This window comes from Paenibacillus sp. cl6col, from assembly GCF_900102125.1.
GTDB classification, from domain to species: Bacteria; Bacillota; Bacilli; order Paenibacillales; family Paenibacillaceae; genus Paenibacillus_B; species Paenibacillus_B suaedae.
Genome location: NZ_FNAZ01000005.1, coordinates 185437 through 196658, shown reverse-complemented (window position 1 = coordinate 196658; position 11222 = coordinate 185437). Strand labels below are relative to the sequence as shown.

The window sequence follows — 11222 nt, the reverse complement described above, 5'->3', positions numbered from 1 at the left end:
CAGACATCATGTAGTGCAGTGTTTACAGTAAATCCTCCTGCTCCAACAGCTTATCAACCTTGCGCCGTCTGCGCTTCTCCTTCAAGCGGTAGTCCCGCTCCTCTTTGCGAAGCGCCTTCGTTATGGACAGACACATCCCGAGCAGAATGACGGCAAATGGCAGGGCTGTAAGAATGGATGCGGTCTGCAATGCCTCCAAGCCGCCTCCGAGCAGCAGGACAACTGCGATAAGGGACTGGAATAAACCCCATGCAATTTTAATCAGCGCACTTGGATTCGGATTCCCGTTCGTCGACATCATGCCGAGCACGAAGGTTGCGGAATCTGCTGATGTAACGAAGAAGGTAATAATCAGCAGCGTCGCCAGAATGGCAATATAACTTCCAAACGGCAGAGCATCCAGTGTCACAAACAATGCTGACGTAATGTCCGCTTTGACCGACTCTACGATTGGGAGTCCATCGAACATTTCCAACTTCAGACCCGTAGCACCGAATACCGAGAACCAAATAAAGCTGAATCCACTTGGCAACAGCATCGTTCCTAGTACGAATTCCTTAATCGTTCTCCCCCTGGAGACACGCGCAATAAAGGAACCGACAAATGGCGCCCACGCTATCCACCACGACCAATAGAACAAGGTCCAGCTTGCTACCCAGGAATCTTCTGTGAACGGCGTCAGCCGCAGACTCATCTGAATAATATTTTGCAAGTAACCGCCAAGCGTCGTCGTAAAGGAATCAAAAATAAAGGATGTTGGACCCAGCAGCAAAGTGAACAAGAGCAAGCCTAACGCAATAAGTAAATTCGTATTGCTGAGAATACGAATTCCCTTGTCCAGTCCCGACACTGCAGAAGCAAGGAACAACACCGTTACAATCGCAATAATGATGACCTGCACCGTTGCATTGCTCGGAATACCGAATGTGTGGGCAAGTCCACCATTAATTTGCATCGCACCGAGACCTAGCGATGTTGCTACCCCGAAGGCCGTTGCAATAATCGCCAATATGTCGATCGTCTTACCGATCGGCCCCTTTACCCGATCGCCAAGCAATGGCTCGAAAGTCCAACTGATCAAGCCATTATGGCCTTTTCGGAACGTAAAATAAGCGATTCCCAGCGAGACAAGCGTATAAATGCCCCAAGGATGCAATCCCCAATGGAAGAAGGAATAGCGCAGCGCTTCATTCGCAGCACCAGGCGTCATTCCTTTCAGCGTTGGCGGATTTATGTAATGGCTGATGGGTTCGGCCACCCCCCAGAATACGAGCCCGATCCCCATGCCTGCACTGAACAGCATGGCGAACCAAGAAATATTGGAGTATTCCGGATCATCATCATCATTGCCTAGTGTAATATGTCCAAACTTGCCAAATGCAAGATAAAGACAGAATACTAAAATGATTAGCGCCGTAATCAGGTAGAACCATCCAAACCGCTCTGTCGTAAATGACAAGGCTGCGCTAGATTGCGTGGATAAGCTCTCCGGGGACAGGAAACCCCAAATAACAAACGCTAAAATAACTACTACTGATATACCAAATACCATAACCTCACTCCCAGATGCTAAGACTTGATGTCGGCGATGGAAGGGCAAAAAAATCCCAGACATAGTCCGGGACAAGAACAAATATCATGACGATAAAAGACATAAATTGCGTGCACCTATCCCTCAAAGGAATCCAGTTGGTCTGCACCAATGGAATTCAACCGGGATTGCTCCGCTGCAAGCATTTCTTCAGCTAATTGGACCGGATGTGGATTATCGCTGTCTGCGGCCTGTAGTACGGCACGCTCAGCGTGTTGAAGAGATTGCTCCGCCTGATAGACGGATTGGTCCGAAGGATGTGACATTGCTTGAGATACAGCGTTGTGCGCTGTCTTGACTGCGTTCTGCGCTTGCGAAATCGGGTTTTGCGATTGCAAGCTTGAGTCATATTTGGACATGCTGCGAGCCTCCTGCGCCAGAGTATGGACTGTTCCCAACAGAGAGTAGTTGTCTCCAACGATTAGGATATCGCTTCGCAGCTTTTTCTATGCGGTTAAAAACTTACTATTTCACAAAAGGCTTCGCCTTCTCGATAGCTTCATCCTCCGTCGGAGCGATTACGTATCGTCCGTTGATAAAGATGAACACTCGCTTGGCACAATGCCCACAGTATGACTTACAGCCAATCTTGATATCCGCTTCCGGATCTAGACCTTTGACTTTCGGCAAAAAAGTCTTCATTTTGATATGCCGACATTTATCACAAATACGAATATCGTTCGCCATTGTTCTTCACTCCGCTTTACCCCATTGTCTTGTTGTACTTTCGCAATGAAATTGTTGCGTTCGCCAACCTCTATGTCATTGTACGGGAACCTGGGGCGAGAAGCAACCTTTTGCGTCACATTCCGTCATTTTGGGTTCGGATCTTCATATTTTAGGGCACGCTTGGAAAACCAAGGAAGCAGAATTAAGGTGAGAATAATGTCATCAATCGGCATAAATGGAATCAAATCCACCGGAATTAACCAGTAAATAACAATTGCGCCTACAAATATCGCCTTCTCCCAAAAAGGAACACGCTTCGACGTCAATAGTCTTGGCACCGAGCTGAGAAGCAGCCACAGCCTCTGCCAAGACCGCTTAGGACGTGGTTGCCGTTGTGAACTGCGTGGAGTTGGATTCGCCAATGGTTACACACCTCCTGCTGTTAGTGTGCGTAGCGAAACAGAGTTCATACAGCAGCATGCAGTAATACCTTGCATGTCCTCCTTATCGTTATCTTCGCTATGGAAGCAGCGCTTCCTTCATGATAGCGGCGACTTCCCGATACATCCCATCGAAGTCATCGAGCGGCAGTGGACTTATTCCGTTGCCAACTTCAATCGTGAAACCAGGCTTCCTGTAGCGCTGTATGAACCAATCCTTATAGCCCGCATCGCTGCCTGACAACTTCACTGCCCGATATCCGCTTGCCCTCTGGAATCGTTCTGCCCACGCTAAGGATTCATCTGGTTCGAAACCACGATAGTTCCAATATATTTCCTGTCCTTGCGTATGGAAGGACAGAGCTAGTTCAAATGGAATCCGCTCTGATAACCCCGCCAGCGCAGCTGCTTCCGGCTCAGACAGCGGCCTCGTCCCACCATAGTTGAGAGGTGCTGGCGAATACACACCCCTTCGGGCTTGTTCTTCCTCCCAAAAGGCAGGGAACTGATCATTGAGATCAATCCCGCGAATATTGGCTTTCCAACGATGGAATCTGCGAGAGCCTTGATTCCATTCCATAATCGAATTGTAGAACGGATGATTCGGGGAGATTCCTTCTTGCACAAGCTCTACCCCATCAGGATTCGTCATCGGTACGATCCACAATGTCGTTCGCTCATACGCAGCAAGGGGATCCCACCCGTTCCATGCCCCACCACTGTCGTAGGCTCTTGCATAATCTTCGGCAAATTGCATCAATAGCGCCGATGTGATCCATTCATTCGCATGTACGGAACCATTTGCATGCACGGGCACAGCACCGTTGCCGATTACAATTGCGGGAATCGGCTTCCCCAGCACACTCATTCCGATCTGCTCAACGCGGACGAAGGGATAACTGTTCTGCAAATGATGAATATCTCGTACTAACTGACCATAACCGTATTCGGTGGTCTTCCTCTCCCATTCCCTACTCCACTCGTAAGGGATTAGCATCAATTGACCTTGTATGATTCTCCTCGGATCAATGGTTGGATTCGCTTCGGCGAGTCGCTGTGTCGATACTTGGAATCGCTGAGCGATATGATAGAACGTGTCTTTTGCCTGCACAACATACTTATTAAACGGAAGCTCCGGAATATCAATTACTTGTCCGGGAATTGCGTATCCCTCTAAGCGCAGCTGAGGGTTGGCGTTCATCAACGCATGCAGTTGTATGCCGTAACGTGCACAAATACGAAGATAGGTATCCCCTTTTTGCACTAGATAAGGAACAGCCACGATTGTCGCTCCTCTCCCAATTCGTTATTGGTTGAGCATATGCGACGGGATAGAGGTTCATAACTTCAAGGATGATCATCCCTAGGTCGTAACACAGAGAAGGCGTTCCTATCTGGCAGACTATCTGCTCAAAGGAACGCCCTCAAATATCATGATCATATATAAGTTCATGAATCTCATTGAATGATTTTGGATTACATGATTTTAGGAATTTGCCAAATGACTGGAGTAGCCTGAATCTGCTCGCCAAGCCACTGGCGGGCGATATTCTGGAATATTTCCGGATCGCCGCTGCAGAAAAACTGATGAACCGGTACTGCTTCCGTATTCGCCAACTGGCTTTTGTCCTGCAAAATCGTACTGATCTCGCGCGCTGTCTCTTCCGCTGAGTTTATTAATTGTACCTTAGGTCCAATCGCATCTTGGATAGAATCGGACAGGAATGGATAATGGGTGCAACCTAAAATGAGAGTATCAATAGGTACATTCTGCAACTGTTCGAGTGACTCGCGTACAACATCAGAGGTCGATTCACTGTTTCTGAACATCCCCCTCTCAACAAGAGGAGCTAGACGAGGACAAGCTTGACTGACTACTTCAACATGAGGAGACAGCCGCTTCAATGCTTGTTCATATGCGCCACTGCGGATTGTGCCTTCTGTTCCGATAACACCGACATAGCCGCTATTGGTAGCGGACAGCGCCGCACGGGCACCTGGATGAATGACTCCGATTACAGGAATGGACACGTAAGCTCGAATATATTCCAATGCTACGGCTGTCGCTGTATTGCATGCAATTACGATCATTTTAGGCTGGAATTGAATAAGATAATCTACGATTTGACGGGTGAACAGCCTTACTTCCTCGGCAGTACGAGGACCATAAGGCGAGCGGGCTGTATCACCGAAATAGATGACTTTCTCCCGCGGCAGTTGACGCATCACTTCTTTGACAACTGTCAACCCACCGACACCCGAATCGAGCATGGCTATAGCTTGCTGCACGAATACACCGCTTCCTTCGTCTCTTGATTGACTGACCTTACTTACCATATGTACTCTTTAAATAAAACGTACCTCGATCTTATCAGTAAGAAGGACAAGGTTCAAGTCATCTAGTACTGGCAAAACACGGTGCGAAACTTTTCGCTTCCAAAAAACGTCATTAATAGGTGGAGACAAATCAGAAAGGGTTGAAAAAGATGCAAACGGAGCGTTCTATCTCCAAACACAATAAGAATCGAGCGTTGCCTCCGCGCCACGCAATTCGAGCAAAACAGCGGACTAGCAATCCCAAGCAAGGGAAGCCGAGGAAAAAACGATCTGTATGGCGCATTCTGCGCATGGTTGCGGCTATCTTCATCCTAATTTGCTCCCTAGGCGCCGGATGGTTATTCCTGACCCCTTCCGGTACAGATATGCGGTTCTTGATTGCCGATACACTAATCACGACGCAGCATCGACATTGGGCCAAGTATATTATTGGTCAGGCCGAATTAGACAAGCGTGTCCAAGAGTATTGGAAGAACTTCGAGCGAATGGGAGATGAGAAAGCCACGATTGATATCAAGAAGCCTTCCATTGCTGAACAAACAAAAAAACCACTCATCGAATATAAGGAAGTAAGTGGTACAGGCGCTACCGGTGCTTCGTTCAGTGGGTATCTGATGATAGTGAACGATCCATCCAAAATTCGAATTGGCGTTCCCGGCAAGGCTGGAAGAGGCGAGAAGGTCTCTAGCATGGTAAAACGTACTGGTGCCCTTGCAGGAGTCAATGGCGGTGGATTCGCTGATCCGAACTGGGAAGGCAATGGCTTCAAACCAATCGGAGTCGTCATCAACGACGGCAAGTTATATTACAACGGAGTAGGCAAGAAAAATACACAAATTGTAGGGATAGATAAGGATGGGAAAATGGTCGCCGGTAACTTCTCGGTGAGCGAGCTGCTCGACATGGGGGTAAAAGAAGCAGTTACCTTCCAGCCTCGCATGATCGTGAACGGCAAGGGGCAAATCCGCAATCATGCGGACGGTTGGGGAATTGCACCTCGGACGGTAATGGGGCAGCGTGAGGATGGAGCAATTTTATTCCTTGTTATTGATGGCCGCCAGCCTCATAGTATCGGGGCCGACTTATACGACTGCCAAAAAATTATGCTCGAGAATGGCGCAATCATCGCTGCTAACTTGGACGGAGGCTCGTCTACTGTACTTGTCGAGAAGGACGGCGTCATCAAAAATTCACCATCAAGCCAATATGGCGAACGTTACTTGCCTACTGCATTTTTAATTTTTGAACATCCTGAAGAAGCGAACATCCCTAACATTTGGGAAGGATTGAATCCGGGTGATATCGATCCATCCAAGTGGTAATCAACGTTAATTAGACGTATTTGAAAACACAATGATCCCTACCATCTCATTGCTTACGCATAAAGTGGTAGGGATTTTTAACAATAAACGCTGCTAACGTCTCCTTGCGGCTATTGTACTTCTTCCTTATTCTCCCCATCCAGCACGTTCACTTCCGCCTCTGCTTCCTCATTCCATTCCTCAGTCGGTTCTGCTGTTTGTTCAGCAGATAAGCTTGAAATGGCCGCGATTTGCGCCTCTTCTGAATTCCGCTGTTTCCATGAGCTGAAGCCTTGCTTGAAGGATGAAACCTTGCCCTTGGCGGATGAAATCAATTCGTCTGTCTGCTCTCCAACCTGCCTTGCCCACTCCTGTGTCCGTTCACTGACCTGCTGTGCACCCTCTGCAATATCTTTGCGCAGCTCGCGACCGCTCTTCGGTGCGAACAGCAATGCCGATACCGATCCAATCACACTTCCGATTAATGCCCCTATCCAAAACTTCTTATTGCTCATCTTTCCTTCCTCCTCATCACTCAGTTCCCGGTCTATTTCTCCGAGCTAGGAGATGTAGACGAGCTAGGAGAGCGCCCAGATAGCTTCCCTTGAATGGAGGCCCATATAGAGCATCCTAGCTCGAATAGCTGGAGGATATCCGTCAGTCGCTGCTTCCATGCAGATTCCGTACCTTGCTGGCTAGCATGAGATATAATTCGCTCCAATGCATCATTTCCTCGTTGAATGATATCCCGGGCACGCTGCAATTCATGTGTCCACTCCTTGACCGTTCCTACTATCTGTTCTGTTTCCTTCAGCACATCCTCAGCACGACGCGTCAACACTTGGAGCTGGTGAGCTAATTGCTTCCCTTCATCCAAACTAGCGTCTGCCTTCCCCAATGTGCGCATCCCACGGATAATCAGAACAATAGCAGCTATACATACAGCACTCCAAGCAATAGCAGCCAACAAGATGCTCCATTCCGTCATCGTCTCCCCTCCTTAGCTGTGAAATCAACCGGGCGCATGCCCATGTCGTATTGACAGTATAAGGAAGTTGGGCTCGTATTGACACACCCATGCCTGTACTTTTTGGGTATGCCTGTCCTGTGCAGCACAAAAAGACAGACCCCTGAGGGGTCTGCCTACATCTACCTAACCTATGCAGGAATACGGCTGTGCAACGGTGTGCGCTGAACTCATTCCATTTATTCCTGCTTGTCTGTTCGAGGACGAATCTTGTACGTACAGCGCTGACCCCGCTCAGCAAGGCATTCTGTCCGTTCTACATCACTATCCAGTAAATCCCGGAACAAAGCTAGTTCACAAGCACACGGTTCTTTATATTGCTGAGCGACTTGTGCGATCGGACAATTGTACTCATGCAGGAGCCAGCTTCCATCGTCTACTTGCTCCGTCTCTACCATATATCCATTTGAGTCTTGGATGTGACCAAGCGCTTCTAATCGTGCTTCAAAATTCTTGCCTTGGACAAGGGGTGTGTATTTTTCCAGCATCGACTGTTTTCTGCCTTCGAATAGACGTTGGACACTATTCTCATCCTGCCAAGATTCCATTTCTTGAAGCAGATCTAATATAAGCTGATGATATTGCTTCGGAAATCGTTCGTCACCCGTATCAGACAAGCGATACATTTGCAAGGGACGACCCATCTGCTGACGAACCATTTCGGTGTCCAGCAAATGATCCTGCTGCATGGCATATAAGTGCCGTCTTACCCCCATTTCTGTCATCTCCAGCTGCTTGGCAAGCTGAGCAACAGACATAGCTCCATTTGTCTTGAGTAAGCCCATAATCTCTTCACGTGTGGATAATTTGCGTACTGGTTGCTTCATGTAACCACCTTAACTTTGGTTGTCATCGTATCGTCATTGTATCGCATCACTCCCATACAGACAACAACCTTGCCTAAGATCCCATACATGAATTATTTTAGTGCCAGTTCTTTCGTTATGAAGTGGCGAACAGATTGAGCGAATTCTGGCAGCCATACAGGGAGGCTGGACAGCTGAGGATGTATCGCCCCTCTCTCCCAAGCGATATAATCTTGAACCAGCGCCCTGCGCAAGACAACAAGCTGAAGCAACGACGCATGAAGCTCAGGTGATACCGCTTGTTCCTGAGCAATAATCTCGACGATATCCTCATAGCTGCTCGCATCACGCATCAAGAATCCGTCAATAAGCAAGCTGCCGACATCGGTTATGATCTCGATCGCGATGTGCAGCGCACGTTCCTGCGCGAACGAGCTATGTAGACTTCCGTCCCATTTCGCTATAATCTGCTCTACTGTCTGTATGAGATTCGGTATAAAATCAAGACGCTGCTCGATCTGCTCCATGTTCACGTAATACATTCGTTAGCCCTCCCTTGAGATGGTATTGCGTATAACGCGGAAGTCGACTTCTACTTCATCCCTCAAAGCCTAAGTCTTCCGTCCCATTACTACATTCGGCGTAGGTGATCAATCTCCTGTTCCTGCCTGCGGCATGAAAAAAAGGAGCTTGCCAGCCCCTTCTCTCAACTAAAAACGTATTATTCTACAATAAGAACCGATTTCATATCATCATGGCCTGTTCCACACATAACCGAACATTGGATTTCGTATTTGCCTGGTTTCTCAAATACAACGTCCTTTTCCATTTGGCCATCCTTCAGATCAATGCCTAAATCTTTAATTTCAGCACCATGCAAGCCGGATTTGTTCACAAGCTTCATGCGAACCTTCTCCCCAGCCTTCACTTTATACTCCGGTTGGTCGAACTTAAAATCACTCGTTGCCACAAGCTTAACTAGAGTGACTCCCTCAGGAGCTGCCTCCTCGACCTCCGGCTTCGGCATATTGAACAGCATCAAGCCAGCGGCAAGCAGGCACGCAATGCTGAACAAAATGAACATAGCCCATTTCTGCATAACAGTTCTACGCCCCTTCGTCAGTTACATTCATCACTTCTCATATTACAAAATCTTTCCTATTTCTCTCAATACATTCTTGTAAATTCCGGAAGCAAATTTTGTAAATGTGACAATTCAATGAACATCAAATAGGTGTAAAATGACATTTCTTGTGTCTTGAGGAGAAGATATCCATGTAAAAAATAACATTACGCTTCTAGCTGTTCATTCGTATCTCGCAGTTCACTAGGTGACATTTGGAAGTGATCCTTGAATAGTCGATTGAAGTTGGACAGGTTGCGGAAGCCACTTTCTGCGGCAATCTCGATGATTTTTTCATTCGAAGAGGTTAATAACTGAGCTGCATATGTCAATCGAAGCCTGATGAGATAATCCAGTGGTGATGTGCCTACCGTCTGTTGGAACAACGCACTGAATCGGGATGGGCTTAAATGTGCCAAATCAGAGAGCTTCTTCAACGTCCATGGAAAGGCTAGTTGACCTTCCATTACGCGTATGACTTCTTTCACCGTCTGCACACCTCTAGATGGCGCAGGAGTATAGCTAGAGAGGGGTTTGCTAGCATATCTGCTAAGCAGCGACAGCAGCCGCATGTATTGTGCTTGAACGATAGATACATAGCCAAACTCCCTCTGAGCCAGCTCTTTCTTCACATCCATCAACACTTCGGATAGCAATCCGCATTGCGGCATAGACCGATACAGGACATGTGGCACAGTTTGTCCGATACGATGTATTACGGAACTCATATCTTCGGCCCACCAACCATTCATCTGGTGAGGCGTCTCAATATGAAACGCTTCCAGCAGCAGCTGATCTGTCCCGCATACCCGATGCAATTGCTGAGGTGGGATAAGCACAATGTCGCCCTGCTGGATCGTATACTGTGTTCCGTTAATGATATATAGGCCGCCCCCCCCAGCGACACGATTGATTTCCCAATGCGAGTGCCAATGCGCGAGGGTCACCCTTGGATGATTGCCTTGCACCATTTGCTCGATTCTCGGCATCATCACGTTCTGCTGCTCGCCTCCCTTTTCAACTGAAGCGTGGCCCGATGATTCTAAGTCAGAGTACCTTATCATATAATTATCAACCTCCTGGCATTCTGCTATGAATATAGAGGTGAACATTGGTTAAGATTATGAGAAAGGCTTATTTGCGTTTGTGTGAAGCGGAAATACTCTCAGCAAGTTTGGACACCCGCTCCTCCTGCTTCATCGTCATTCGCGCAAGTATGGAGTTAATTTCATTTTGAAGTTCGTTTCTCTTTTCAATTAGTTCACTAAGATGCTTGAATTCTGTGTCGTCTTCATGCATGGTGGGCTCCTCCAATTTTGTCTCAAAGTCATTCGCTCACTATATGTATCACCATCTGCAAGACAAATGAAAATACTTAATTTTTGGAATATGGATTTTCCACCCTTCGTGAAGAAATAAATTGACAAACGAGCCCAAACAACATAATATGTTACTTGCAAAAAATTTAAGGATGCAGGTGAAGCCAACGTGACCTATGAACCGATTGTAAAGGAAAAAACGTTAATCGAACGCAACGATGCCGATAACCTTTATCAAGTAAAAGTAAAATTGCAAGATGGTACGCTATGCCGCGTCTTTTATAATCACGGTGCCAAACATGTTAGCAGACTGCTTACTATTCCATGCCCGATTTGCCGCAAGGATTTCATTTGCAAATGCATGAGTCGCTTCGCAGACCAGCTTGACGAGCAGATCAACTTGCCTGAACTGCTGGCTAAGTAAATCGCACAACGATTCATCCGTTCGGATTCGTTCACTGAATATAAGCAGAATACAAACTCTCTTACTGCCTCGTGCGGGAAGGGAGTTTTTGTTATGCCTTGCAGCATAAACTTTCAGCCCTTTTTCTCCTCTCAACAAAGCAACCTAATTATACCATTTATTCATTGTAAATTTGAATAACCCTC

At 47.2% G+C, this 11222-nt stretch carries 15 protein-coding genes; 2 read left to right on the top strand and 13 right to left on the bottom strand.

All coding sequences use genetic code 11. From position 1 onward, the window contains the following. Positions 1-22 precede the first annotated feature (22 nt). The 6 genes from BLS15_RS15270 to racE form a co-directional block, all read right to left on the bottom strand. A complete protein-coding gene (locus tag BLS15_RS15270; protein ID WP_021253277.1) occupies positions 23-1552 on the bottom strand; it encodes a glycine betaine uptake BCCT transporter in 1530 nt (509 codons plus the stop codon). A 116-nt stretch (positions 1553-1668) separates the two neighbouring features. Further along, positions 1669-1950 (bottom strand): hypothetical protein, encoded by a 282-nt coding sequence (locus BLS15_RS15265; RefSeq protein ID WP_021253278.1) that lies wholly within the window; start codon positions 1948-1950, stop codon positions 1669-1671. Between the two features lie 106 nt (positions 1951-2056). Beyond that, positions 2057-2278 (bottom strand): YuzB family protein, encoded by a 222-nt coding sequence (locus BLS15_RS15260; RefSeq protein ID WP_021253279.1) that lies wholly within the window; start codon positions 2276-2278, stop codon positions 2057-2059. Positions 2279-2403: 125 nt separating this feature from the next. Next, positions 2404-2682 (bottom strand): YkvA family protein, encoded by a 279-nt coding sequence (locus BLS15_RS15255; RefSeq protein ID WP_021253280.1) that lies wholly within the window; start codon positions 2680-2682, stop codon positions 2404-2406. A 97-nt stretch (positions 2683-2779) separates the two neighbouring features. Continuing rightward, entirely contained in the window at positions 2780-3982 is a 1203-nt protein-coding gene (locus tag BLS15_RS15250) for a M14 family zinc carboxypeptidase (protein WP_021253281.1), read from the bottom strand. Between the two features lie 194 nt (positions 3983-4176). Then, on the bottom strand, positions 4177-4989 hold the full coding sequence (gene racE, locus BLS15_RS15245) for a glutamate racemase (protein ID WP_021253282.1): 813 nt from the start codon (positions 4987-4989) through the stop codon (positions 4177-4179). 338 nt (positions 4990-5327) lie between these two features. Between racE and BLS15_RS15240 the strand changes: the two genes are divergently transcribed. Continuing rightward, positions 5328-6359 carry a phosphodiester glycosidase family protein gene (locus BLS15_RS15240; RefSeq protein ID WP_227774739.1) on the top strand — a complete coding sequence of 344 codons (1032 nt, stop codon included), beginning with the start codon at positions 5328-5330 and terminating at the stop codon, positions 6357-6359. A 110-nt stretch (positions 6360-6469) separates the two neighbouring features. On the opposite strand, the gene BLS15_RS15235 is transcribed toward BLS15_RS15240, so the two are convergent. The 7 genes from BLS15_RS15235 to BLS15_RS29030 all read right to left on the bottom strand — a co-directional run bounded on the left by BLS15_RS15235 (position 6470) and on the right by BLS15_RS29030 (position 10593). Continuing rightward, entirely contained in the window at positions 6470-6853 is a 384-nt protein-coding gene (locus BLS15_RS15235; RefSeq protein WP_021253284.1) for a YtxH domain-containing protein, read from the bottom strand. 32 nt (positions 6854-6885) lie between these two features. Continuing rightward, positions 6886-7326 carry a DUF948 domain-containing protein gene (locus BLS15_RS15230; RefSeq protein WP_090512343.1) on the bottom strand — a complete coding sequence of 147 codons (441 nt, stop codon included), beginning with the start codon at positions 7324-7326 and terminating at the stop codon, positions 6886-6888. A 218-nt stretch (positions 7327-7544) separates the two neighbouring features. Beyond that, complete coding sequence (locus tag BLS15_RS15225; protein ID WP_090512339.1) at positions 7545-8192, bottom strand: helix-turn-helix transcriptional regulator; 648 nt, start codon at positions 8190-8192, stop codon at positions 7545-7547. A 92-nt stretch (positions 8193-8284) separates the two neighbouring features. Continuing rightward, on the bottom strand, positions 8285-8713 hold the full coding sequence (locus BLS15_RS15220) for a DUF86 domain-containing protein (RefSeq protein ID WP_021253287.1): 429 nt from the start codon (positions 8711-8713) through the stop codon (positions 8285-8287). Positions 8714-8892: 179 nt separating this feature from the next. Then, entirely contained in the window at positions 8893-9270 is a 378-nt protein-coding gene (locus BLS15_RS15215) for a cupredoxin domain-containing protein (RefSeq protein ID WP_021253288.1), read from the bottom strand. 191 nt (positions 9271-9461) lie between these two features. Next, a complete protein-coding gene (locus BLS15_RS15210) occupies positions 9462-10358 on the bottom strand; it encodes an AraC family transcriptional regulator (protein WP_175460781.1) in 897 nt (298 codons plus the stop codon). Between the two features lie 70 nt (positions 10359-10428). Further along, a complete protein-coding gene (locus BLS15_RS29030) occupies positions 10429-10593 on the bottom strand; it encodes a hypothetical protein (RefSeq protein WP_155987360.1) in 165 nt (54 codons plus the stop codon). 189 nt (positions 10594-10782) lie between these two features. On the opposite strand from BLS15_RS29030, the gene BLS15_RS15205 reads away from it, so the two are divergent. Then, the gene (locus tag BLS15_RS15205) at positions 10783-11037 is read left to right on the top strand and encodes a hypothetical protein (RefSeq protein WP_021253290.1); all 255 of its coding nucleotides are present in this window, start codon (positions 10783-10785) and stop codon (positions 11035-11037) included. The last annotated feature ends 185 nt before the right edge of the window (positions 11038-11222 follow it).

What these genes read in the sequence shown, in the direction of transcription:
- BLS15_RS15270 (WP_021253277.1), bottom strand. Translation starts at nt 1,552, where the DNA reads ATGGTATTTGGTATATCAGTAGTAGTTATTTTAGCGTTTGTTATTTGG.
- BLS15_RS15265 (WP_021253278.1), bottom strand. Translation starts at nt 1,950, where the DNA reads ATGTCCAAATATGACTCAAGCTTGCAATCGCAAAACCCGATTTCGCAA.
- BLS15_RS15260 (WP_021253279.1), bottom strand. Translation starts at nt 2,278, where the DNA reads ATGGCGAACGATATTCGTATTTGTGATAAATGTCGGCATATCAAAATG.
- BLS15_RS15240 (WP_227774739.1), top strand. Translation starts at nt 5,328, where the DNA reads ATGGTTGCGGCTATCTTCATCCTAATTTGCTCCCTAGGCGCCGGATGG.
- BLS15_RS15235 (WP_021253284.1), bottom strand. Translation starts at nt 6,853, where the DNA reads ATGAGCAATAAGAAGTTTTGGATAGGGGCATTAATCGGAAGTGTGATT.
- BLS15_RS15230 (WP_090512343.1), bottom strand. Translation starts at nt 7,326, where the DNA reads ATGACGGAATGGAGCATCTTGTTGGCTGCTATTGCTTGGAGTGCTGTA.
- BLS15_RS15225 (WP_090512339.1), bottom strand. Translation starts at nt 8,192, where the DNA reads ATGAAGCAACCAGTACGCAAATTATCCACACGTGAAGAGATTATGGGC.
- BLS15_RS15220 (WP_021253287.1), bottom strand. Translation starts at nt 8,713, where the DNA reads ATGTATTACGTGAACATGGAGCAGATCGAGCAGCGTCTTGATTTTATA.
- BLS15_RS15215 (WP_021253288.1), bottom strand. Translation starts at nt 9,270, where the DNA reads ATGCAGAAATGGGCTATGTTCATTTTGTTCAGCATTGCGTGCCTGCTT.
- BLS15_RS15210 (WP_175460781.1), bottom strand. Translation starts at nt 10,358, where the DNA reads ATGATAAGGTACTCTGACTTAGAATCATCGGGCCACGCTTCAGTTGAA.
- BLS15_RS29030 (WP_155987360.1), bottom strand. Translation starts at nt 10,593, where the DNA reads ATGCATGAAGACGACACAGAATTCAAGCATCTTAGTGAACTAATTGAA.